Origin of the sequence: Chiayiivirga flava, assembly GCF_014202825.1 — a bacterium.
GTDB lineage: Bacteria > Pseudomonadota > Gammaproteobacteria > Xanthomonadales > Xanthomonadaceae > Chiayiivirga > Chiayiivirga flava.
Genome location: NZ_JACHHP010000005.1, coordinates 1 through 22,349, shown reverse-complemented (window position 1 = coordinate 22,349; position 22,349 = coordinate 1). Strand labels below are relative to the sequence as shown.

General features: G+C 68.5%; 18 protein-coding genes and 4 tRNA genes. 15 read left to right on the top strand and 7 right to left on the bottom strand.

All coding sequences use genetic code 11. The annotated features are described in order from the left end of the window. Positions 1-49 precede the first annotated feature (49 nt). The 8 genes from HNQ52_RS13245 (at position 50) to ychF (ending at position 7,584) form a co-directional block, all read left to right on the top strand. Positions 50-1,696 carry a tetratricopeptide repeat protein gene (locus HNQ52_RS13245; protein ID WP_183961654.1) on the top strand — a complete coding sequence of 549 codons (1,647 nt, stop codon included), beginning with the start codon at positions 50-52 and terminating at the stop codon, positions 1,694-1,696. Then, positions 1,696-2,346 (top strand): lipoprotein insertase outer membrane protein LolB, encoded by a 651-nt coding sequence (lolB, locus tag HNQ52_RS13240; RefSeq protein ID WP_281378043.1) that lies wholly within the window; start codon positions 1,696-1,698, stop codon positions 2,344-2,346. The genes HNQ52_RS13245 and lolB overlap by 1 nt, the downstream gene beginning before the upstream one ends. Positions 2,347-2,801: 455 nt before the next feature. After that, on the top strand, positions 2,802-3,680 hold the full coding sequence (gene ispE / locus HNQ52_RS13235; protein ID WP_183961652.1) for a 4-(cytidine 5'-diphospho)-2-C-methyl-D-erythritol kinase: 879 nt from the start codon (positions 2,802-2,804) through the stop codon (positions 3,678-3,680). A gap of 58 nt (positions 3,681-3,738) precedes the next feature. After that, positions 3,739-3,813 (top strand) — tRNA-Gln (locus tag HNQ52_RS13230). A 90-nt stretch (positions 3,814-3,903) separates the two neighbouring features. After that, positions 3,904-4,890, top strand: a complete 987-nt coding sequence (locus HNQ52_RS13225; protein WP_183961651.1) for a ribose-phosphate diphosphokinase — start codon at positions 3,904-3,906, stop codon at positions 4,888-4,890. 170 nt (positions 4,891-5,060) lie between these two features. Then, the gene (locus HNQ52_RS13220; protein WP_183961650.1) at positions 5,061-5,753 is read left to right on the top strand and encodes a 50S ribosomal protein L25/general stress protein Ctc; all 693 of its coding nucleotides are present in this window, start codon (positions 5,061-5,063) and stop codon (positions 5,751-5,753) included. 48 nt (positions 5,754-5,801) lie between these two features. Further along, complete coding sequence (pth, locus tag HNQ52_RS13215) at positions 5,802-6,383, top strand: aminoacyl-tRNA hydrolase (protein WP_183961649.1); 582 nt, start codon at positions 5,802-5,804, stop codon at positions 6,381-6,383. Positions 6,384-6,495: 112 nt separating this feature from the next. Continuing rightward, on the top strand, positions 6,496-7,584 hold the full coding sequence (gene ychF, locus HNQ52_RS13210; protein WP_183961648.1) for a redox-regulated ATPase YchF: 1,089 nt from the start codon (positions 6,496-6,498) through the stop codon (positions 7,582-7,584). A 48-nt stretch (positions 7,585-7,632) separates the two neighbouring features. On the opposite strand, the gene hsdR is transcribed toward ychF, so the two are convergent. From hsdR to HNQ52_RS13175, 7 genes are all read right to left on the bottom strand, one after another. Further along, positions 7,633-9,981 carry an EcoAI/FtnUII family type I restriction enzme subunit R gene (hsdR, locus tag HNQ52_RS13205; protein WP_183961875.1) on the bottom strand — a complete coding sequence of 783 codons (2,349 nt, stop codon included), beginning with the start codon at positions 9,979-9,981 and terminating at the stop codon, positions 7,633-7,635. Continuing rightward, the gene (locus HNQ52_RS13200) at positions 9,974-10,273 is read right to left on the bottom strand and encodes a type II toxin-antitoxin system RelE/ParE family toxin (RefSeq protein ID WP_183961647.1); all 300 of its coding nucleotides are present in this window, start codon (positions 10,271-10,273) and stop codon (positions 9,974-9,976) included. Before HNQ52_RS13200 ends, hsdR begins: the two co-directional genes overlap by 8 nt. Before the next feature lies 1 nt (position 10,274). Continuing rightward, the gene (locus HNQ52_RS13195) at positions 10,275-10,559 is read right to left on the bottom strand and encodes a CopG family ribbon-helix-helix protein (protein WP_183961646.1); all 285 of its coding nucleotides are present in this window, start codon (positions 10,557-10,559) and stop codon (positions 10,275-10,277) included. 206 nt (positions 10,560-10,765) lie between these two features. Further along, entirely contained in the window at positions 10,766-11,773 is a 1,008-nt protein-coding gene (locus tag HNQ52_RS13190) for an Abi family protein (protein WP_221282090.1), read from the bottom strand. 4 nt (positions 11,774-11,777) lie between these two features. Next, on the bottom strand, positions 11,778-13,004 hold the full coding sequence (locus tag HNQ52_RS13185) for a restriction endonuclease subunit S (RefSeq protein WP_343059371.1): 1,227 nt from the start codon (positions 13,002-13,004) through the stop codon (positions 11,778-11,780). Further along, on the bottom strand, positions 13,001-14,800 hold the full coding sequence (locus tag HNQ52_RS13180; protein ID WP_246387838.1) for a class I SAM-dependent DNA methyltransferase: 1,800 nt from the start codon (positions 14,798-14,800) through the stop codon (positions 13,001-13,003). The genes HNQ52_RS13185 and HNQ52_RS13180 overlap by 4 nt, the downstream gene beginning before the upstream one ends. 256 nt (positions 14,801-15,056) lie before the next feature. Then, on the bottom strand, positions 15,057-17,033 hold the full coding sequence (locus tag HNQ52_RS13175) for a glycosyl hydrolase family 18 protein (protein WP_183961644.1): 1,977 nt from the start codon (positions 17,031-17,033) through the stop codon (positions 15,057-15,059). A gap of 223 nt (positions 17,034-17,256) precedes the next feature. Here HNQ52_RS13175 and HNQ52_RS13170 point away from each other — a divergent pair, with 223 nt between their 5' ends. From HNQ52_RS13170 to HNQ52_RS13140, 7 genes are all read left to right on the top strand, one after another. Next, positions 17,257-18,243, top strand: a complete 987-nt coding sequence (locus HNQ52_RS13170; protein WP_221282089.1) for an OmpA family protein — start codon at positions 17,257-17,259, stop codon at positions 18,241-18,243. 83 nt (positions 18,244-18,326) lie between these two features. Then, positions 18,327-18,890: an ECF-type sigma factor gene (locus HNQ52_RS13165; RefSeq protein WP_183961643.1), complete on the top strand. Its 564-nt coding sequence runs from the start codon at positions 18,327-18,329 to the stop codon at positions 18,888-18,890. A gap of 7 nt (positions 18,891-18,897) precedes the next feature. Further along, a complete protein-coding gene (locus HNQ52_RS13160; protein ID WP_183961642.1) occupies positions 18,898-21,738 on the top strand; it encodes a tetratricopeptide repeat protein in 2,841 nt (946 codons plus the stop codon). A 93-nt stretch (positions 21,739-21,831) separates the two neighbouring features. Further along, positions 21,832-21,917, top strand: a tRNA-Tyr gene (locus tag HNQ52_RS13155). Between the two features lie 48 nt (positions 21,918-21,965). After that, positions 21,966-22,039 (top strand) — tRNA-Gly (locus HNQ52_RS13150). Between the two features lie 57 nt (positions 22,040-22,096). Beyond that, a tRNA-Thr gene (locus tag HNQ52_RS13145) sits at positions 22,097-22,172 on the top strand. A gap of 82 nt (positions 22,173-22,254) precedes the next feature. Then, a partial coding sequence (locus HNQ52_RS13140) for a GTP-binding protein (RefSeq protein WP_038054197.1) occupies positions 22,255-22,349 on the top strand: 95 nt, incomplete at its 3' end.

Below are 22,349 nucleotides of genomic sequence, written 5' to 3'. Positions count from 1 at the left end.
AACGCACCGGACTGCGCCGGATGCGCGAGCTGCGAACGATGGACTCCCGATGATGGTACGAACCTGCCTAGTTTACCTGCTGCTGGCGCTGGCCGCGTCGCACGCGGCCGCCCAGGCCGCCTCGCGCGACGATGCCGACCTGCTGCCGCTGCTGCAGGGCGAGTTCGCGCTGCAGGAGGGCGCCTCGCTCGATGCGGCGAAGTCGTATGTCGAGGCGGCCCGGGCATCGAAGGATCCGGCGCTCGCCGAACGTGCGCTGCAGGTCGCGTTGCTCGCCGACGACATCGACGCCGCCAAGGCCGCGCTCAGGCGCTGGCGGCAGCTCGCGCCGGATGCGCCCGGACTGCTGCCGGCGCAGGCGCGCCTGGCACTGAAGCAGGGCGACCGGCGCGACGCGCTGAAGCACCTCGGCGAGTTGCTGCAGCGCCCGGACGGCTGGCGCGCGGCGATTCCCGCGCTCGCGGCCAATGCCAGGCTGCCGATCACCGTCGACGTGCTCGGCGAGCTTGTGCGTGGCGATCGCCTTCCGGACCAGCTCGAGGCCTGGTTCGCCTTCGGCGGGCTCGCCTTGCGCCTGGAGCAGGCCGAGCTCGGCGCCGAACTTGCCCGCCGCGCCATCGAGCGCTTTCCGAACGAGCCACGTGCGTGGCTGTGGCAGGCGGAAAACGCCCAGCGTCGCGGCGACGCGGACGCCGCCCGCACCGCCGTCGCCAAGGCCCTGACCCTGGGGCCGATGGATCCGCCCACCCGCCTCGCTGCGGCCGCCCAGCTCGACGCCCTCGGCGATCCCGCCGGCGCCGCCGCCGCGCTCGCGCAGGGCGAACAGGACGATGCCACACTCGCCGGGCGCGCCGCCTACCTGTCGCGCGCCGAGGACGGCGGCGCCATCCAGGCGCTGTACGACGACATCGCCGCGCGAACCGACGCCCCCAGCCCGGCACGCCTGTACCTGCTCGGCCAACTCGCCGAACTGCTCAAGCTGCCCGAGCGCGCGCTGGAGTGGTACGGCCGCGTGCCCGGCGACGTGCAGCGCGACCAGGCCCAGCTGCGCATCGCCGTGCTGCTGGACCAGAAGGGCCTGCACGAGGATGCCGTCGCGCGGCTCAACGAACTGCAGGCCAGCGACAGCGAGTACGGCGATGTGGTCCGCGACGCCTACCTGCTCGAAGCCGAGCTCGCCCTGCAGCGCAACCAGCCGGCCGATGCGCTCGATGCCTACGGCCGCGGCCTGGGCATTTTCGAAGGCGATCCGGACCTGCTCTACGCCCGCGCGCTTGCCTACGAAAAGCTCGACCGCATCGACGACGCCGAATACGACCTGCGCCAGCTGATCGAGGAGGATCCGGACAACGCCGACTTCCTCAACGCACTCGGCTACACCCTCGCCGATCGCACCGACCGCCACGAGGAAGCGCTGGCCCTGATCCAGCGCGCACTGGAACTGCAGCCCGACGCGCCGGCCATCATCGACTCGATGGGCTGGGTGCTGCACCGCCTCGGCCGCAACGAGGAAGCGCTGCCGCACCTGCGCCGCGCGTTCGAACTGCAGCGCGATGCCGAGGTGGCCGCGCACCTGGGCGAGGTGCTGTGGGCGCTGGGGCAGAAGGACGAGGCGCGCTCGATCTGGCGGCTGGGACAGGAAATCGATCCGGACAACCGGGCGCTCAAACAGTCGCTCGGGAAGCTTCAGTCGTGATGTCCCCGAGGGCAGGTCGTGCGGGGCCGGTGCGTGCAGGGGCAGAACCCGGGATCCGGCGGCGTCATGTCCTGCTCGCCGCCCTGGTCGTGCTGCTGACCGCCTGCGGCACGGCTCCGCGGCGGGAGGCCGGTGGCGCGGACGGCAATGCGCTGGCGCGGCAGGCGGCGCGCGAGGCCACGCTCGTGGCCGACGACGCATGGTCGTTCAGCGGCCGCATCGCGGTCTCGAACGCGCAGGACGGCGGCAGCGGCCGCATCGACTGGGTGCAGACGGGCGACACCTACCGCATCGAACTGCGCGCGCCGGTCACGCGCCGCAGCTGGCGTCTGAGCGGCGAACACGGCTGGGCAAGGCTCGAAGGTCTGGATGGCGGTCCGTTCGAAGGCGACAGCGCGGAAGCGCTGCTGGCCGACCACGCCGGCTGGACGATCCCGCTGGCGGACCTCGCCGCATGGGTCCGCGGCGCGCGTGCGGCGGGTGCGTCGGACGTGGAATTCGCGCCCGACGGCCGCTTGTCCCGCCTGCGCCAGGCCGGCTGGGTCATCGACTACCGCGCGTGGTCCGACGACGCACCGCTGCTGCCGACGAAGGTCTTCGCCCAGCGCGGCGATGAACGCGTCCGCCTGCTGGTCGATCGCTGGAACTGACGTGTCGCCTGCGGGTCACCCTCGCACAGGCAACCATGCAAAGCCCCTCTCCCCCCGGGAGAGGGGTTGGGGAGAGGGTTCGGCCGAAGCAAGGCGCCAAAATCTGCCCCAAACCCATGTCAAGCCCAATGCAGGAAAGCCCCTCTCCCCGTGGGAGAGGGGTTGGGGAGAGGGTCCGGCCGAAGCGAGGCCCCCCGATTCGATCGGGGCAGGTGTAGCGCATTGCCCGCTTCGTCATTCCTCGGTGTCTTGCGGCAAAACGTGGCGCGGCCTCATACGCTCGGCCAGGCTCGCGCAAGGTTGTGCCGGCACGTTCGCCCCGAACCCTCACCCCAACCCCTCTCCCGCGGGGCGAGGGGCTGTTCGTGCATTGCCGCGGTTCGCGAAGCTGTCTGAGGCGTCGACGCCGTTTTCGACGTCGTGCGCTGCGCCTGCCGACCCCAAGGTCTGATCCGATGCCGTCCGACGCCCCGTCGCCGCCACACCGACCCGACGACTCCGCGTGGACCCACCACCCGGCCCCGGCCAAGCTCAACCTGTTCCTGCACATCACCGGTCGCCGTCCGGACGGCTACCACCTGCTGCAGACCGTGTTCCAGCTGCTCGACTGGGGCGACGACATCGCGCTGCGCGTGCGCGACGACGGTCGCATCGTGCGCACCGCCGGCCCGCACGACGTCCCGCCCGAGCATGACCTCACCGTGCGCGCCGCCCGCGCCCTGCAGGCCGCCACGGGCACCTCGCTTGGCGCCGACATCGCGATCACCAAGCGCATTCCGGCCGGTGGCGGCTTCGGCGGCGGCAGTTCGGACGCCGCGACCGTGCTCGTGATGCTGAACCGGCGCTGGAACACCGGGCTCGGGCCCGACGCGCTGGCCGCCATCGGCCTCGCGCTGGGCGCGGACGTGCCGGTGTTCGTGCACGGCCGCAGCGCCTGGGCCGAGGGCGTGGGCGAACGGCTGGTCCCGCTGGACCTGCCGCCACGCTGGTACCTGCTGGTCGACAGCGGCGTCCATGTTCCCACCGCAACGCTGTTCCAGGCGCCTGATTTGACCCGCGAAGCGCCGTCCGCGACAATATCCGACTTCGTTTCAGGCCATCTGCGCGGCAATGTCTTCGCGCCGGTGCTGCGTCGGCGCGATCCGCGCATCGCGGAGGCGCTCGACGCGCTCTCGGCGTTCGGCGAGGCGCAGGTGACCGGCACGGGCGGCGGCCTGTTCGTTGCCTTCGACAACCCCGTCGCGGCGCAGGCCGCGTGCGATGCGCTGGCGCCGCGCTGGCGCGTCCGGGTTGCGCGGGGCATCGATCGTTCGCCACTGCTGCAGGATGCATGAGGCGGGCGGATCGCGGCACGGCAGCAGGCTCCACGTCATACAGCAGCACCCATTCCACTGGGGCGTCGCCAAGCGGTAAGGCACCGGGTTTTGATCCCGGCATCCGCAGGTTCGAATCCTGCCGCCCCAGCCAGATGCACCGTCGCGCGCGCCCGGGCGTTCGCGATGCAACACGGGACCGGCACGGCGCCGGTCCTGCCGCAACAGTGTTCCAAGCACCGCGATGCCTGCCGGCATCACCAAGGTCAGCGACGTGGATACCGACAGCCTGCTCGTCTTCTCCGGCAACGCCAACCGCCCGCTCGCGCACGCGGTCTGCCGGGAGCTGGGCATCCGCATGGGCAAGGCGCTGGTCTCGCGCTTTTCCGATGGCGAGGTGCAGGTCGAGATCGAGGAAAACGTCCGCCAGCAGCAGGTGTTCGTGATCCAGCCGACCAGCGCGCCGACGGCCGAAAATTTCATGGAACTGCTGGTGCTGATCGACGCGCTCAAGCGCGCATCGGCCGGCAGCGTCACCGCGGTGGTGCCGTACTTCGGTTACGCGCGCCAGGACCGCCGTCCGCGCTCGGCGCGCGTGGCGATCACGGCCAAGGTGGCGGCCAAGATGTTCGATGCGGTGGGTGCCGACCGCGTGCTGACGGTGGACCTGCATGCCGAGCAGATCCAGGGCTTTTTCGACATGCCGGTCGACAACGTGTACGCGTCGCCGCTGCTGCTCGCCGACGTTTGGCGCGCGCAGGGCACGGACAACCTGATCGTGGTGTCGCCGGACGTCGGCGGCGTGGTGCGCGCGCGAGCCATCGCCAAGCGCCTCGACGACGCCGATCTCGCCATCATCGACAAGCGCCGCCCGAAGGCGAACGTGGCCACGGTCATGAACATCATCGGCGACGTCTCGGGCAAGACCTGCGTGCTGGTCGACGACATCGTCGACACCGCCGGCACCCTGTGCGCGGCGGGCGCGGCGCTGAAGGCGAACGGCGCGCTGCGCGTGGTCGCGTACTGCACCCACCCGGTGCTGTCCGGCCCCGCCATCGCGAATCTGGAGGCATCGCAGCTCGACGAACTGGTCGTCACCGACACCATCCCGCTGACCGACGCGGCCAAGGCCTGCAGCAAGATCCGCCAGCTCTCCGTGGCCGAACTGCTCGCCGAAACCATCCGGCGCATCGCCTTCGGCGAGTCGGTGAGTTCGTTGTACGTGGATTGACGCGGGATTCGCGATTCGGGATTGGTGATTCGTAGAAGCGTGCGCTGACTAATCCCGAATCCCGAATCACGAATCACGAATCACAAGGCTTCACCCCCGTCTCGTTTGGTCGCGAACGAGACATCCAAGCCGCCGCGAGGCGGTCATCCCAGCAACAGAAGGCAACAACCATGGCAACTCACGAAATCAAGGTCGCACGCCGCGACGATCAGGGCAAAGGTGCGAGCCGCCGCCTGCGTCGTCAGGACAAGGTGCCGGCCGTCGTCTACGGCGGAGATCTCGGGCCGGTCAGCATCGAGCTCGAACACAACGACGTCTGGCTCGCAAGCCAGCACGAGTGGTTCTACGCGGCCATCCTCGATCTGTCGCTCAACGGCGACGTGCAGAAAGTGCTGCTGCGCGACATGCAGCGCCACCCGGCCAAGCCGCGCATCATGCACCTGGACTTCCAGCGCGTGAACGAGAACCAGGCGCTGCGCGTCTCGGTGCCGCTGCACTTCCTCAACCAGGACACCTCGCCGGCCGGCAAGACCTCGGGCGTGGTCGTCATGCACGAGCTCAACGAAGTCGAAATCTCGTGCCTGCCGAAGGATCTGCCGGAGTTCATCGAAGTCGATCTCGCCCAGATCAAGGAAGGCGACGTGATCCACCTCTCCGAACTCAAGCTGCCCAAGGGCGTCGAGATTCCGGCCCTGAACTTCGGCAAGGAACACGACATCGCCGTCGTGATCGCGCGCCAGATCAAGGAAGAGGAAGAGCCCGAAGCCGAGGTCGCGGCCGAAGTGCCCGCCACCAAGCAGCCGGCGCCGAAGGCCGCGCCGGGCGCCGCCGCGCCCGCGGCCAAGCCCGCGCCGAAGAAGTGATGCAGCGCACCGCGCGCCGGGACCGGCGCGCGGTGCGATTGCTTGCCGATGGCAGGGCTTCGCCTGATCGTGGGCCTCGGCAATCCGGGGTCCGAACACGCACGGACCCGGCACAACGCCGGGTTCTGGTTTGCCGACGCGCTGGCCGAACGGCTCGGCGCGCGGTTCGGCATGGACAGCAAGCTGCACGGCGAGATCGCGAAGGCCACGATCGACGGCACGGCGGTCTGGCTGCTCAAGCCGGCCACCTACATGAATGCCAGCGGGCGCTCGATCGGCAGCGCGCTGCGCTACTGGAAGATCGAACCCGAGCAGATGCTCGTGGCGCACGACGAACTGGACCTGCCACCGGGCGTGGCGCGGCTCAAGTTCGACGGCGGTCACGGCGGCCAGAACGGCCTGCGCGACACGATGGCGCAGCTGTCGCACGGCCGGTTCCACCGCCTGCGCCTGGGCATCGGCCATCCGGGCCACAAGGACAAGGTTACGCCGTGGGTGCTCGGACGGCCCGGGCGCGACGACGAGATTTCCATCCTGCGCGCGATCGACGACGCGATGGACATGTTGCCGCTCGCGGTGCGGGGCGACTTCAACGAAGCGATGAAGGTGCTGCACACGCAGAAGGCGTGATTCGGGATTCGTGATCCGTGATTTGGAAAAGCGGCCGCGCCGCTCCGGATCCGGCTCCGCTCCTGCTTTGACGAATCACGAATCCCGAATCACGAATGACGGACATACCCCCATGGGCATCAAATGCGGCATCGTCGGTCTGCCGAACGTCGGCAAATCGACCCTCTTCAACGCGCTGACCCGCGCCGGCATCGCGGCGGCCAACTTCCCGTTCTGCACCATCGATCCGAACGTGGGCGTGGTGCCGGTGCCCGATCCGCGCCTTGCAGCGCTCGGCGACATCGTCAAGCCGCAGAAGATCATTCCCACGGCCGTGGAATTCGTCGATATCGCCGGGCTCGTGGCCGGTGCCAGCAAGGGCGAGGGCCTGGGCAACAAGTTCCTCGCCAATATCCGCGAAACCGATGCCATCGCGCACGTGGTGCGCTGTTTCGAGGGTGACGTGATCCACGTCAGCAACAAGGTCGATCCGATCGCGGACATCGAGACGATCGACACCGAACTGGCGCTGGCCGACCTCGAGTCGGTGGAGAAGGCGCTGAACCGCTACGAGCGCGCCGCCCGCACCGGCGACAAGGACGCCATCGTCCGCGCCGAGGTGCTCAAGCGCGTGCGCGAGCATCTGAATGCCGGCAAGCCCGCGCGTTCGATGGACCTGAGCGCCGACGACAAGGGCCTGCTGCGCGAGCTGTTCCTGCTCACGCTCAAGCCCGTGATGTACGTGGCCAACGTCAACGACGACGGCTTCGAGAACAACCCGCACCTGGACCGCGTGCGCGCACGCGCGATCGAGGAAGGCGCGGAAGTGGTGCCGGTGTGCGCGGCGATGGAAGAGGAAATGTCGCAGCTCGACGATGCCGACCGCGACGCGTTCCTCGCCGACATGGGCTTCGACGAACCGGGCCTCAATCGCGTGATCCGCGCCGGCTACAAGCTGCTCGGCCTGCAGACCTATTTCACCGCCGGCGTGAAGGAAGTGCGCGCCTGGACGGTGAAGAAAGGCGCCACCGCCCCGCAGGCCGCCGCGGTGATCCACACCGATTTCGAGAAGGGGTTCATCCGCGCTGAAACCATCGGCTACGACGATTACATCAAGTACCGCGGCGAGGCCGGCGCCAAGGAAGCGGGCCGGCTGCGGCTCGAAGGCAAGGAATACATCGTGCAGGAAGGCGACGTGCTGCACTTCCGCTTCAATGTGTAGAGTCAGGATCGGAACTCTAAATCGTCAGCGGCATGTGACTACCGCTTACTAGATCTGCCGGAACAGATGTCGCTGGATGTCGACGAACGCGCGACGGATTTGCGGGACATCGCCTAACAACCGTTTGGCATCATTCACGCCACCGTAGCGGATGCGCAGGAGATCACCGATGCGGGAACTGGCCAGTTCCCCGATGCCGTTGCGTTCGTAGTTGCCGAGCACGTACTCGAGGAAGGAGCGAATCTCGCGCTCGTAGCCGCCCAGCCCGGTGGCGCTTGCCGCGCGCACGCGCTGTGAGCGGGCCAGCGGCGCGAGGGTGAAGCGCACATAGGCCAGCACGTCAAAGATGTCGCTGTTCGGCGCGTCGATCAGCCGGCGCATGTCGTCCAGGCGTTCGGCGTCATAGCCGAGGTCGGTGAGGCGCTGGATGAAGGCCTCGCGGCGATCCGGGTCGCTCCAGATCGCGCGCAGCTCGTCCTCGTCCGCGACCAGCGCATCCAGATCGCCGAACAGCTGCTGCATGAACTCCTGGGCGGTGATCATCCGACCATCGGTGGACCAGTAGGTGGTGGCGGCGATATAGCGGATGCTGCGCTCGCGGCCATCGGAGAGCCTCACCACCACGCGTTCCGGCGCCGGAGGCTCGCCGACGCCGCCGGGCTGGCCATCCGGTTCGTCGCCCTCATCCCCGCGCGGCGCCCGTGGCGAGCGCGGCTCGCCGGGCGCTTCCGGCGGCAGCGGCTCGCCGTCCCACTCCGGGTCGTTGAAGTGCTCGTAGGCCTTCACGAAGTCGTAGATGGTGAAGTAGTCCTTGCCGTCGAAGATGCGCGTGCCGCGGCCGATGATCTGCTTGAACTCGATCATGGAGCGGATGGGCCGCAGCAACACGATGTTGCGGATGTTCAGCGCATCGACGCCGGTGGACAGCTTCTGCGACGTGGTGAGGATGGTCGGCAGGGTCTTCTCGTTGTCCTGGAACTCGCGCAGATGGCGCTCGCCGAGTTCGCCATCGTCGGCGGTGACGCGCTCGCAGTAGTGCGGGTCGGGGTGGTCCTTGATCTGGTTGATGAAGTTGCGCACCCGCGCGGCGTGCTCCTGCGTCGCGCAGAACACCAGGGTCTTCTGCCGCTGGTCGATCTGGTCCATGAACTCCTGCACCCGGCTCTGCTCGCGCTGGTCGATCACCAGGCGGGTGTTGAAGTCGGCTTCGGTATAGGTCCGCTCGCGATCGATCTCGCCGGCCAGCACCGTGTCGCCTTCGGACCAGGTGTATTCGTCCAGGGTCGAGGCCATCTGCCGCACCTTGAACGGCGTCAGGAAGCCATCGCCGATGCCTTCCTTCAGCGCGTAGCTGTAGACCGGCTCACCGAAGTAGGCATAGGTGTCGGCATTGACGTCGCGCTTGGGCGTGGCGGTCAGACCGAGCTGCACGGCCGGTTTGAAGTACTCGAGGATGCCGCGCCAGGTGCTTTCGTCGTGGGCGCCGCCGCGGTGGCATTCGTCGATGACGATGAAGTCGAAGAAGTCCGGCTCGTAGCCTTCGAAGGTGAACTGCGGCTCGCCGGCATCGCCCTCCGGCTCGCCGCCGCCGGTCATGAAGGTCTGGAAGATGGTGAAGAACACGCTGGCATTGCGCGGCGCGCCGCCGCGCCGGCGGATCTCTTCCGGCCGGATGCGGCACAGCGCATCCGGCGGAAAGGCGCTGAAGGCGTTGAAGGCCTGATCGGCCAGGATGTTGCGGTCGGCCAGGAACAGAATCCGCGGCCGGCGAACCGGGTCGCGGCTCAGGTTCCACTTCGCGTGGAACAGCTTCCAGGCAATCTGGAAGGCGATCGAGGTCTTGCCGGTGCCGGTGGCGAGCGTCAGCAGGATGCGCTCGCGCTGCTGGGCGATGGCCTCCAGCACCGCAGTGATCGCATTGTGCTGGTAGTAGCGCGGCTGCCACTTGCCGCCGCCGGTTTCGAAGGGCACCGCGCCGAAGCGCTCGCGCCAGTCGTTGCCCTCGGGAAAACAGCGAAGCCAGAGCTGCTCCGGCGACGGAAAGGGCAGGGCGATGTCACCCTCCGCGCCGGTATGCATGTCGATGCCGTACCAGCCGAGGCCGTTGGTGGCGTAGGCGAAGCGCGCCTTCAGGCGCACGGCATAGTCCTTGGCCTGACCTACGCCGGTGGTGTGGTCAAGGCCCGCGCGCTTGGCCTCGATCACCGCCAGCTTGCGTCCGCGATAGCTCAGCACGTAGTCCGCCGACAGCGCACTGCCGCGTTGACCGCCTCCGAGGATGCGCCCCGGGCAGATCAGCTCGCGGTGGACATGCGCGCCGTCCACCCCGCCCCAGCCGGCCTCGCGCAGAACGGGGTCGATGCGGTTGGCGCGGGTGTCGGCTTCGGTCTCATGCATCGTCGACATAGCCCCCTTCGCGTTGCGCGCGAATGGCCACCACGAACACGGTGTCCAGGGCGACGACATAGCGGTACAGCGCCACGTAGCCGCGCACCCCCTGGCCGATCACCAGTTCGCGCAGTTCGCCGCCCTGCGGGCGGCCGATCATGGGGTTGTCCACCAGCACATCGAAAGCGCTGACGATCTCGCCAAGGCGGTCCGCGATGTGCTCGGCCTCATGCTGCTCCAGGTGGCGGATGATGCGCTGCAGGTCATCCTGCACGCGGGGCAGGAATTCGACGCGGGCCACCCTACGTGGCGAGCTTGCGGGGCACCGGGCGTAGCGCTTGCTCGCCCCGCACTCGGGCCTTCAGGTAGCGGCGCATCTCCTCCCACGGAATGCTCTCGCCGGTTTCGAGGAACTCCGCCCAGCGACGCTCGGCCTCCTCATGGAAATCCGCGCGGCGCTCGGCCTGCTCGGCCTTCTCGGCAATGGCTTCGAGTATGAAGCTGTGCGGGCTTGTGCCCGCGCGCTCCGCTGCCTTGGCGACGCGGGCCTTGAGTTCCTCGGGCAGTCGGATGGTAGTGGTGCTCATGGCGGGCTCCCGGAGGGCGTTGCTGGGGAGAATGTAGCACGGGTGTGACACGTGCAGGTCTCCGCGACTCTTCGTCGATTGCGCTTGAGGCTGAAGGGCGACAGCCTCTCTCCACTCCAAGTGTTGGCGAAGCAGGGGGGATGCTGTTAACCTTAATTCCAACATGGCCCCCGCCTCTTGGTTCTCCGGAACTTACGCGGGGGTTCTTATTTTCCCGGGTCGGCTAGCCAGCGGCGCTCCCAGCCATTCGGGACTCCCATCGCGGCCACTGTCAGTTTTCGCTGTGATGTCTGAGCGGGGAATGCCGCCAAGTGGGCTGCCATACGTTGCGGCCATTGACTGCCGGGGCAGACCACCTCCACGAGGTGTCTCACGATTTCGAGGTACACGAAGGGCTTGGAGAGCAGGTATTTCTGGCCAGCGAAATCCGCGCACCAGTCAGGCGGATGAGTAGAGGGTATCTTGGGTTCCGAGACCATGTTCCGGTTCCACACCCGGCTGTGGTGCGCGACCAGGTTGCGCAGGTAGCTGAGCGCGCGCACCCAGCTGCTGAAGGCTTTCCAGTCGGTAATGCCGAAGCGCTGCGCTATCGCTTGCTGATCCGGGACCCGGGTCATGGCCAGCAGCTGCGATACCGCGCCGAAGTCCCAGACTTCAATTGCCACCCAGATGGGCAGGTCCGGCCCGTGCCGTTCATGGTAGTGCTTGACGAAGTCCTCCTTCGATCTCGCCACTAGGCCACCGTAGCGCCGTTGCCAGGCATCGAATGCCGTTTCCCCATCTCCGCCGAATCGGCGGTCGCGAAACGTTGGGTGGAACGCCTCGGCATGCAGGTGCGCAAACGTATCCGACTTGCCCAGCCGATAGGCCAGCTCCACCCGCAGTGATACTTCGATGCGCTCCAGTGCATCGGAGAGGAGCACCCGCAGCCGCCGATCGAACACGTACAGTCCGACTGCATCGGAAAAGCTGGTGTCCTGCACGAACTCATCGGTGCGCTGCGTCCGGATCGAACCGGTCTTCGCGTCCTGCACGTGCTTGAACACCCGGAATGGATACCAATAGGCACTCAAGCGGTAGTAGCCCACGCGACGAAGCCAGGTCAGCGCGGAGGCGTCATCCCCGATTCGCATGCCGCGGGAACGCAGCAGCTCCAGCTGCTCCTCGAAGGACTTCCAGGGGCGGTCGTATCGACTGTTGACGGTTGTGTTCATCAGCTCAGAGTAACTGACCGGAGAAGGCGGCTTGGAGTAGGGATTGGCGGAGATCGGCAATATCGCTGAGCTGGGCTTGGTAAGAGCGACAAAGGGCCTGGGTGTCGGCGAGAACGGCTTCCGACTTCCGCACGATATCGCGTTGCGTTTCCAGGTCAGGCACTAGGAATCGCAGGGCACGCAGATCCTTGATGTTGATCTGCATCAGCGCCGCGCCGTAGGTCTTTCCTGCAATTTGATTGCTGACCAGGCTGGAGCGGAACTGGAAGTAGGCGAAGTCGCGCAGCACTCGCGCTGGGTCGAAGCGGATTGGCACGATGCCGCGTGTGACGTTGGCGCCTGCCAGCTCCTGGGATGCCACGGAAACGATGCCCGTGCTTCCACGGACGCAGAGCAGAACTTCCCCGCCTTGGAGTGTCGTGCGCGAATAGCCGCGCGCTGCTGCGGGGTCGATGCGTTTCAAGCCAGCGAGGCCGATCTCGCGCTGAGTCAGATCGACAGGCCGAACGATGGGCAATCCACCGTCCACTTCGTCTCCCGGCTGGACGATTCCGTAAGACAGGCCGCAATCGGGATGCACGGCCTCCTGCAGTTCGACCGATGCAGACTGTGCCGCGATGGTGCTGAAGCTCGCATCCAACGCGTCCTGACGCAGTCTCTCCGCTGCCTCCAGGTTCGCTTCGGCATTGGCGCGGCCGCGGTTGAGGGCGGCGAAGGCCTGATCCAGCGCTGCGACGATGCGCTTCTGTTCGTCCAGCGGCGGGAAGGGGATCGTCGCTTTCCGGGCGCGCTCGATGGTGAACGTACCGACCGTCGCTCCTTCGCCTGCTTCGACTTGCGACAGCAATTCTTTGGAGAGGAAGGCGTATCGGACAAACTGGGGATCGAGATCGGCTTTGGGGCGAAGGAGTAGAACGCTTGCGTCCTTGTAATAGAACCGGTCTTCCTCCCTGACGACATAACACGCCCCCAGCGTGCCCACTGCCGATACCATGAGATCGCCACATTGGGGAGCGCCACCACTTTCGCAGAGAGACTGAAAGTGATCCTCCGAGATGAACAGATCGTTCTCCACGAAGCCATCCCGGGCTAACTTCACGATCTCACGCGCTCGATAGAATGGCACGCCTTGAGGTCGCCAGTCCGACTGCATGACGCGCTTGCTGGATCCGATCTGGAAGATGTCGCCCAAGGCAACTCTCCTCCAAGGGCAAACGTTCGATGCACTCACAGCATCTCTCTCACCTTTGCCAACAGTCGCGCCGACTCCGCATCCCGCGCCAGCATGTCGTCGATGATCTGCTGCGGGCTGCGCTGTGGCGCGGCCTCGGGGGCATGCGGGTTCTTGACTGAGAGGTCGCAGGTGGCGGCATCCACGTCAGCCACATCCAGCTTCCAGCTCTTCGGGCCGGTGCCCTTGGTCTTCTGCAGCGCGATGAACTCGGCGAGGTCGGCATCGTTCAGCGGGTTGGTCTTGCCCAAGGATCGGCCGGGGTCGAGCTGGTAGTACCAGATGCTGCGCGTGGGCGCGCCCTTGTCGAAGAACAGCACCACGGTCTTCACGCCGGCGCCCTGGAAGGTGCCGCCGGGGCAGTCGAGCACGGTGTGCAGGTTGCAGCTCGCGAGCAATTCGCGGCGCAGTTCGACGCTGGCGCTGTCGGTGTTGCTGAGGAAGGTGTTCTTGATCACCACCGCGCCGCGGCCGCCGGCCTTCAGCTTGCGGATGAAGTGCTGCAGGAACAGGTAGGCGGTTTCGGACGAGCGGATCGGGAAGTTCTGCTGCACCTCCGGCCGCTCGCCGCCGCCGAAGGGCGGGTTGGCCAGCACGATGTCGTGGCGATCCTTCTGCTGGATGTCCATGACGTTTTCGGACAGCGTGTTGGCGTGGCGGATGTTGGGCGCCTCGATGCCGTGCAGGATCATGTTCATCACGCCCAGCACGTAGGCCAGCGATTTCTTCTCCTGCCCATGGAAAGTGCGCCGCTGCAGGGTGTCCCAGTCCCTGGCCGAGAGATCGTCGCGGCGCAGGTGTTCCCAGGCTTCGCACAGAAAGCCGGCACTGCCGCAGGCGCCGTCGTAGATCGTCTCGCCGATCTTTGGCTGCACCACCTCGATCATCGCGCGGATCAGCGGGCGCGGAGTGTAGTACTCCCCACCGTTGCGGCCGGCATTGCCCATGCGCTTGATGCGCGTCTCGTACAGGTCGGACAGCTCGTGCTTGGCCTCGGAGCTGCCGAAGCTGAGCGTGTCGACGATCTGCAGCACGTCGCGCAGGGTGTAGCCGGAGCGGAAGCGGTTGGCGACCTCGGAGAAAATTTCGCCGATCTTGTACTGCAGGCTGTCGGCTTCGACGCGGCTGTCCTTGAACGACTTGAGGTGCGGAATCAGCTTGCCGTTGACGAACTCGATCAGGTCGCTGCCGGTGCGCGCGTTGGGGTCGGGCCTGCCCGCATCGGTCTTCGGCGCGGCCCAGTCCTGCCAGCGGTAGGGCTTGGTCAGAATCGGCGTGTAGGCCTTCCCCTGCAGCGTGGCCTCGTCGGCCCACTCGTGCTCCATGTCGTCGAGGTACTTGAGGAACAGCAGCCACGAGGTCTGCTCAGCGTAATCCAGCTCCGAGGCCAGGCCCTCGTCGTTGCGCATCGCCTTGTCGATGGCGTTGAAGGCCTGGCCGTAACCGGTCGAACCGCCGGTGCGAGGTGTTGCGGGCTTGTTCCTCACGGCGCTTACAGGCACTTCGGTAGGTGTTGCCATCTTCACCTTGCTGGTCGATGCAACCGAGCCGCCGCGCCCGCGCCCCACGACAATCCTTCCCTCACCGATGAGATGCGCCTTGACCCGCTGGTAAGTGCCGTCGGTCCAGCCCAAGGCGTTGCTCAAACTCCCGTTGCCGGCCGAGCCTCCCAGATCATCCAGGGCTTCGATGAAACGTTGGGCCTGCTTTTCCAAGGACATCGAGCGAATGCTCCGCCGTGCGGGAACCGGGCATCGATTGTCGCAGTCAGCGATAGTTGCGGATAGGCGGGTCATCAGGCGGCTTTCGCCGACAGTAGCGTCGCCCCCATTCTGTGTGCGGGGCCGTGTCATCGCCGGGAGCGATGTGTCCGACGGCACTGATTCACTGCGCCGTCGCTCGGCGCAAATTCAGTGCTCTGGCTGCGACCAGCATTCTGAGCAACGAGAAGTTACACGTCCGGCAACTACCGCCCGACCACCCAGTCGCCTGCCGGCACCTTTCCCGAGAAGCCGGGGTGTGGCCGGATACAGGCGTGCTGCGCGCGTTCTGCTACTCGAGAAACCCCTCCCGCACCGCATCGAGCAGCGGATCCCGCTGCCCCGCCGGCGCGTCGGGAAGGTGCCCTTGCCCGACGGTCCAGATGATGGTGCCGCCGAGGCCTTCGGCGTCGACGAACGCCGCTTTTTCCGCGATCGATGCGGCGTTTTCGTAGGTGACGAGGTTGCACTGCGAGGGCCCGGCCATCGCCGCCGAGCCGAGCCACGGCGCGCGTGCCACCGCGTCGTAGTGCGCCGTCATCGCCGGCGCGTAACTCGACACGATGTTGCGGTAACTCATCGCGCCGTCGCTGACCACGAAATTGCCCGGGACCACCGGCACCCGCGGCTGGCTCACGCCGCGGAAGCAGTTGCCGTAGAAACCGATGCCGATGCCGAGCTTTGCCGCCGGCACGCCCGCGCCACGGTAGTACGCCACGCTGCTTTCCACCGAACTCGGCGTATTGGCCGCCTCGCCGTACAGCGGCGAGGCGAACCAGCTGTGCCAACCCTCGTACGCTGCGGCCATTTCGTAGGTCATCACATTGACCTGGTCCAGCAGCGGCGCCGCCGCGGCGAGGAATGCGGCTTCGCCGACCGGGCGCGGATTCCACTCGATGTTGCTGTTGATCCACATCACCGGCATCGTCAGCAGCAGGCCGGGGCGCGCGCTGCGCAGCGCCTGCAGCAGCGCGAGCACGTCGGCGTGGTCCTGGGTGTCGAGCGGTTCCCAGTCGATGTCCAGGCCATCGGCACCGAAATCGTCGACCGCGTCGAGCAGGTTGGCGACGAAGGCCGCGCGCGTGCCGTCGTCCGCGGCGGCGCGCCAGCCGGCGATTTCCCCGGCGCCGCCGACCATGAGGATCGCCTTGCGACCGGCGGCCTGCGCCGCATCGATCGCCGACTGCGCCCAGAGCGGACCGTTGACGTTGTCGATGTCGAAGTGGCGAGCGAGCGTGCCGTCGGCGTTCGGGATCACGCGGCCCACCATCAGGTGCGTGATCGCATCGAAATCGATGTCGGCCACCGGGTAGAGGTTGCGCTCGTAGCCGACGTGGTAGCCACCCACCCAGCGCGTCGGCGCGGGCGCCGCGCCGCCTTCGAACCCGTCGCCCCACAGTGCGCCCGGCGGATCGACCGGGCCGGACGCATCGGCGGCAAAGAAACGCCACATCGCGCTGGCGGCCTGGTTCCATACCGCATGGCCCAGACCCGCGACGGCGCACCATTCGACCGGCTGCGCGCAGCCGGCGTAGGCCACGCACGGAGCCGGCGTCGTCGGCGTGGTCGTGGCCTCGCACTGCTGGGTGGCGGTGTGGTTGTCGCGGATGTTCTGGCCGGTGGCGTAGTCGACGCCGGGCGTCGCATCGTTCGTGCCCCAGACCAGCATCGCGCCGGGCAGGTCGCAGTCGACGCCGCCATTGCCGGTGTAGCCGAAGTCGTTCACGCCGGGCGCAACCTGCACCGGATAGAGCGAGCCCGAATGGATGCCGAGCTTGCGGACGACGGCGTCGCCCAGGCGGCAACCGAGCGCGTTGGCCATCGTCGCGCCGCCGCTGAAGCCCGCGAGGTAGACGCGGCCGGTGTCGAGGTCGAGCTCGGCATCGAGGGCGGCGATGAGGTCGGTGACGAACGTCGCTTCGCGCTGGCGGCCGGCATCGTTCCAGTACTCGAACGTGCCGCCGGCCGCGTCCGGATAGGCAAAGACGGCGGCGCCCGCGGCCGCGGCCTCCAGCGGCAGCGCGGCGCGCATGCCGGCGCCGGATCCGCCGTCGCCGTGCAGCGAAATCACCAGCGGCAGCGGACCGGCGGGTGCGGCCGTCGGTGTCGCCAGCAGGTAGTGGCGGGTCTGCCCGCCGGACACGAGCGAGCGTGCCTGGGCCTCGTAGGCCGGCCCGCCCGCGACGGCGGGCGAGGCCACGGACAGCGCAAGCGCGACGCCGAGCGTCGCGGCGAGGGCGGGAACGAACGGAACGACGACTGCACGCATGACGGACCTTGCTTGAGGGTCGGGGAGAAGCGGGTGTGCCGTCCCGGGCGCAGCACGATGCTAGCGCGGTCCGCGCCGCGCCGCATGCGTGCGCCCCGGAAGGCACGACGTCCGCATCCGACATGACGCAATTCGGCGTCCGAAGCTGACATGGACGTGTGCGATGTCAGCTTCGTGCACGGGATTGCGTAGCTGGCAGCAGTCCATCCCAAGGAGCACAACGATGAGCCGACCCGATCCGTGGAAACAGTGCATCGCGCTCGCCGCCGCGCTGGCGTTCGCCGCCGTCGCGGCCGCCGCCGACCATCCGCTGGTCGGACGTTATGCCGGGGCCGAGCCGGTGGGCGAGTTCCAGTCGGACTACGACGAGGTCGGGCTGATCGATGGTCCGATCGGCGGTCCCCGCGCGGCCGGCGCACCGGGCTGGATCACGCTCGAGGGCAAGACGTCGCTGCACTACTACAGCCTGCCGGCGGGCCGCTCCACGCTGGAAGTCCTGCGCAACTACGAGTCCAGCCTCGAGGCCAGGGGGTTTTCCATCGTCTTCACCTGCGCCACGTCCGATGGCAGCTGCTACGCGAACCGCAACAGCGGCACCGCGCCGTACGACTTCGGCAACGCCTTCGATGCATCGCCCGAACTGCCGCGCCTGAACGGCGACTTCATCCGCAACTACTTCGGCAACAACGCCCGCTACCTGCTGGCGAAGCTGGCGCGGCCACAGGGCGCGGTGTACGCCGGCATCGCCTTGTCCGAGCACGGCCGCGGCAACTACGCCTTCGTGCGCGTGGTGGAAACGGCCGAGGCGATGGACACGGACATGATCCGCTTCGTCGGCGCCGAGGAAATGCGCAGCACGCTCGCCGATGCGGGTCGCATCAGCCTGTACGGGGTGTTCTTCGACACCGATCGTGACGTCGTCAAACCCGATTCGGCGCGCACGATCGCCGAAATCGCCAGGCTGCTGCAGGCCGATCCGGCGCTGCGCGTGGCCGTGGTCGGCCACACCGACGCGCAGGGCAGCGCCGAACACAACCTCGACCTGTCCGAGCGCCGCGCACGCGCCGTGGTGCGTGCGCTGACCGCGCAGCACGGCATCGCCGCAGGCCGCCTGCAGGCGCGCGGCGCCGGCATGGCCGAGCCGGTCGCCTCGAACGACGACGAACAGGGGCGCGCGCGCAACCGTCGCGTCGAACTGGTGCGGCTGTAGTGCTGGCGCGTGGACGGGTGGCGGCCGCGCGTGGCCGGGCGCGGCTGGCAAGCGCGCGGCGGAGCGGCTACCTTCGCGTCGGCATGGGCGCGTCCGACGACACCATCGAGGGTTTGCTGCGGCGCTGGCGCGAGGGCGATGCGCACGCGCTCGAGCGCCTGTTGCCGCTGATTTATGCCGATCTGCGCCGCCTCGCCGCAAGCGTGCTGCGCGGCACGCCCGGGCACGCCACGCTGCAGACCACCGCGCTGGTGCACGAGGCGCTGCTGCGCGTGCTGGGCGTGCGCGCGGCCGATTTCGAAAGCCCCGCGCACCTGCTCAACGTGGCCGCACGCATGATGCGGCAGATCCTGGTGGACCGCGCCCGCGCCGCGGCGTCGCAGAAGCGCGGCGGCGGCTGGCATCGGGACGAATTCACCGACATGCTCGAACTGCCGATTCCCGACGGCACCGATCTCGATGCGCTCAACGAGGCGCTCACCGAGCTCGAATCGGCGCACGAACGCATGGCCCGCGTGGTGGAGCTGCGCTACTTCGTCGGGCTCACGGTGGCCGAGGTGGCGCAGACGCTCGGCGTCACCGAACGCACCGCGCACCGCGACTGGGCCGCTGCGCGCGAGTGGCTGCGCGAGCGCCTGACGGGCTGACGCCGTCATGGCCGCGCCGCCGCCGATCGACGAGCGCGAGCGCCGCGCGCTGCGCATCGCGCGCGACGCGCTGGACGCCGACGACATCGACCGCGACGCCTTCCTCGCCCGCCTCTGCGACGGCGACGCCGCCCTGCGCGCGCGCGTCGACGCGCTCCTGCAACGCATCGGCGCCAGCGAGGACGACGGCGCCGACGACGCGTCCGCGCCGCCCGGCGATGCCCTCGTCGGCACCCGCCTGGGCCCGTTCCGCGTGCGCGAACGTCTCGGCCGCGGCGGCATGGGTGTGGTCTACCGCGGCACCCGCGAGGACGCGGATTTCGTGCAGGACGTCGCACTCAAGCTGATCCGCCGCGGCTTCGACTTCGACGACGTGCACGCGCGCTTCCTGCGCGAGCGCCGCATCCTCGCGCGCCTCTCGCATCCCAACCTCGCACGCTTCATCGACGGCGGCGTGGCGCCGGACGGACGGCCCTGGTTCGCGCTCGACTACGTGCGCGGCGAGCCGATCACGCGCTGGTGCGACGCGCGCCGCCTCGGCCTGCGCGAGCGCGTGCGGCTGTTCCTCGACGTGTGCGCGGCGGTGCAGTACGCGCACGGGCAGCTGGTGATCCACCGCGATCTCAAGCCGGCCAACGTGCTGGTCGACGAGACCGGCGCGGTGCGCCTGCTCGACTTCGGCATCGCGCGCCTGCTCGGCGGCGACGAGGACGCGGCGCTGACCGCGGTCGGCGGGCGCTATGCGTTGACCCCCGAATACGCGGCGCCCGAGCAGTTCGGTGGTGGCGATGTCGGCGTGGGCGCGGACGTGTACTCGCTCGGCGTGATCCTGTTCGAGCTGCTTGCGGGCGCGCTGCCCGTGCCGGTGGAACGGCACGACGCCGGCGCGGCGGAGCGCAGCGTGCGCGAGACGCCGGCGCAGTCCCTGATGCATGCGCTCGCCGCCGATCCGGCGGCGCAGGAGGTCCGCCTGGCGCAGCGCGGCAGCAGCCTGCGCAGCTATCGCAAGCGCGTGCGCGGCGACCTGTCGCGCATCGTCGGCAAGGCGCTGGAAAAGGAACCGGCACGGCGCTACGGCTCGGTCGAGGCCTTCGCCTCCGATCTGTCGCGCTGGTTGGCGGGCGCACCGGTGCGGATCTCGGGCAACGGGCCCGGCTACCGCCTGGGCAAGTTCGTCGCGCGCAATCGGGTGGCGGTGGCGCTGTTCCTCGTGGCGAGTCTTGCGCTGGTGCTCGGCAGCATCGGCGTGTGGATGAGCTCGCGCGAGGCGGTGTTCGAGGCCGCGCGTGCCAATGCCGTCCAGGCCTACCTGACCGGGCTGTTCGAATCCGCCACGCCCGGCGGCGCCGTCGACGAGGTGCCCGACGTACGCGAACTGCTCGCCCGCGGCGGGGTCCGCGCCCGCACCGACTTCGCCGATCAGCCACGCCTGCGCGCGGACATGCTCGGCGTGCTCGGCCACATCCACCTGCGCCTGGGCCTGCACGACGAGGCCGAGCCGCTGCTGGCCGAGGCCATCGCACTGCGCCGCGCCGCACCGGACGAGGATCCGGGTCGCCTGGTCGACAACCTCGTCGATCTGGCCCGCGTCGCCCGTCTGCGCCAGCGCCTGCCCGACGCGCGCGTGCTCATTGACGAGGCCCTGGCGCGCGTGCCGCCGGGGGACGCCGTGCGGGAGGCCAATGTGCGCGGCCTGCGCGGCGTCGTCCTGGCGCTGGCCGGCGACACGGCGGAGGGAGAGGCCGACCTGCGCCGCGCCGTGGCGCTGAGCCGTGCCGTCGAGCAGCCGCCGGGGCTGCGCGTGGCCGGCGCGCTGACCAGCCTCGGATACGTGCTCGATCGGGCCAACCGCCTCGACGAGGCACTCGCGGTGCACGGCGAGGCGCTCGCCCTGCGTCGCGCCGCCTACGACGGCGTGCACGACGAGATCAGCCAGTCGCTCGGGAACATCGGCGAGGCACAGCGCCGGCTCGGCCGCCTCGACCAGGCCGAAGCCTCGCTGCGCGAAGCCGTGGCCATCGACGCACGCGTCTACGACAAGCCGCACAACACCCGCGCCTTGCGCCTCGCCACGCTGGCCGCCGTCGTCGGCGAGCGTGGCGACGTGGCCGGCGCCGAAGCGCTGATCCGGGAAAGCCTGCGGATCCGCGAACAGCTCTACGGCGCCGACGATCCGCGCGCCGCCCGCTCGCGCATCAATCTCGGTGTGGCGCTGGTGCAGCAGGGACGCAACGCCGACGCCCTGGACGTGCTCGACGTTGCGCAGCGCATTTTCGCCGGTGCCGAGGGCGACTGGCGGACCGAACTGGCCTACGTGCAGCAGAACCGCTCGCGCGTGCTGCGCAACCTCGGGCGCTTCGACGCCGCCACCGCCGCCAGTCGCCAATCCATCGCCCTGAGCACCGATCTGCAGGGCCCCGACGGCCCGGAAACGCTCAACGCCCAGGCCGGGCTCGGGCGTCTGCTGCTCGCCACCGGCCACGGCGACGACGCGCTCGCCCTGCTGCGCGACGTGCTCGCGCGCAGCCAGCGGACACTTCCGCCCGGCCACCCGCGTCTGGCCGACCGGCACACCGACGTGGCGGACGCCCTGCGTGCCCAAGGCCGCATCGACGAAGCCCGGGCCGAGTACGCCGCGGCGCTCGCCATCGCCGAACCCAGGCTCGGTCCCACGCACGACGCCACGCTGACCGTCCGCCTCGGCCTCGCCGCCACGGCGCGACAGGCGGGCGACGCGCCCGCACTGGCGCGCGAGCTCGCGTCCCTGCGCGCCGCCGTCGCCGGCCTGCCGCCCGGCGCGCCCCTGCGCGGCCGCATCGAACGCGCGCTCGCCGGGTCCGACGACTAGCCCCGGCGTCCGCCCGCCCGTTGCGGCGGAATGATCTGTCGTCGGCGCATTGACAACACCGCCCCGACGGTTGAGAATTGGCGGCTCTTTTCCGGAGGGATACCCAAGCGGCCAACGGGGGCAGACTGTAAATCTGCTGGCTCACGCCTTCGGTGGTTCGAATCCACCTCCCTCCACCAGAGAAATCAAGGCGCACTGCACCCGGGCTCCAGAGCGAAAGTTCCCGTGCGGGAGTAGTTCAACGGTAGAACCTCAGCCTTCCAAGCTGATGGTGCGGGTTCGATTCCCGTCTCCCGCTCCATCCCGGGCTGCCGCGCAGGCAACACGCGCCGGATCCGTCCGGCGCAGTCGGAATCATGCTCATCTAGCTCAGTCGGTAGAGCACTTCCTTGGTAAGGAAGAGGTCGCAGGTTCGATTCCTGTGATGAGCACCACATCGCAGCACCGCGAAACCAAGCACACCCGCCGGCCCGCGCCGGCGGGGATTTCGTCCAACAGCAACCGGAAGCACTCGTTATGGCCAAGGGCAAATTCGAACGCACCAAACCGCACGTGAACGTCGGCACGATCGGCCACGTGGATCACGGCAAGACGACGCTGACGGCGGCGCT

Coding starts and splice junctions, on each gene's coding strand:
- HNQ52_RS13170 (WP_221282089.1), top strand. CDS start 17,257: ATGAGCCGACCCGATCCGTGGAAACAGTGCATCGCGCTCGCCGCCGCG.
- ispE (WP_183961652.1), top strand. CDS start 2,802: ATGCCGTCCGACGCCCCGTCGCCGCCACACCGACCCGACGACTCCGCG.
- HNQ52_RS13175 (WP_183961644.1), bottom strand. CDS start 17,033: ATGCGTGCAGTCGTCGTTCCGTTCGTTCCCGCCCTCGCCGCGACGCTC.
- pth (WP_183961649.1), top strand. CDS start 5,802: ATGGCAGGGCTTCGCCTGATCGTGGGCCTCGGCAATCCGGGGTCCGAA.
- HNQ52_RS13245 (WP_183961654.1), top strand. CDS start 50: ATGATGGTACGAACCTGCCTAGTTTACCTGCTGCTGGCGCTGGCCGCG.
- HNQ52_RS13220 (WP_183961650.1), top strand. CDS start 5,061: ATGGCAACTCACGAAATCAAGGTCGCACGCCGCGACGATCAGGGCAAA.
- HNQ52_RS13180 (WP_246387838.1), bottom strand. CDS start 14,800: ATGACCCGCCTATCCGCAACTATCGCTGACTGCGACAATCGATGCCCG.
- hsdR (WP_183961875.1), bottom strand. CDS start 9,981: ATGCATGAGACCGAAGCCGACACCCGCGCCAACCGCATCGACCCCGTT.
- lolB (WP_281378043.1), top strand. CDS start 1,696: ATGTCCCCGAGGGCAGGTCGTGCGGGGCCGGTGCGTGCAGGGGCAGAA.
- HNQ52_RS13225 (WP_183961651.1), top strand. CDS start 3,904: ATGCCTGCCGGCATCACCAAGGTCAGCGACGTGGATACCGACAGCCTG.
- HNQ52_RS13190 (WP_221282090.1), bottom strand. CDS start 11,773: ATGAACACAACCGTCAACAGTCGATACGACCGCCCCTGGAAGTCCTTC.
- HNQ52_RS13195 (WP_183961646.1), bottom strand. CDS start 10,559: ATGAGCACCACTACCATCCGACTGCCCGAGGAACTCAAGGCCCGCGTC.
- HNQ52_RS13160 (WP_183961642.1), top strand. CDS start 18,898: ATGGCCGCGCCGCCGCCGATCGACGAGCGCGAGCGCCGCGCGCTGCGC.
- HNQ52_RS13165 (WP_183961643.1), top strand. CDS start 18,327: ATGGGCGCGTCCGACGACACCATCGAGGGTTTGCTGCGGCGCTGGCGC.
- ychF (WP_183961648.1), top strand. CDS start 6,496: ATGGGCATCAAATGCGGCATCGTCGGTCTGCCGAACGTCGGCAAATCG.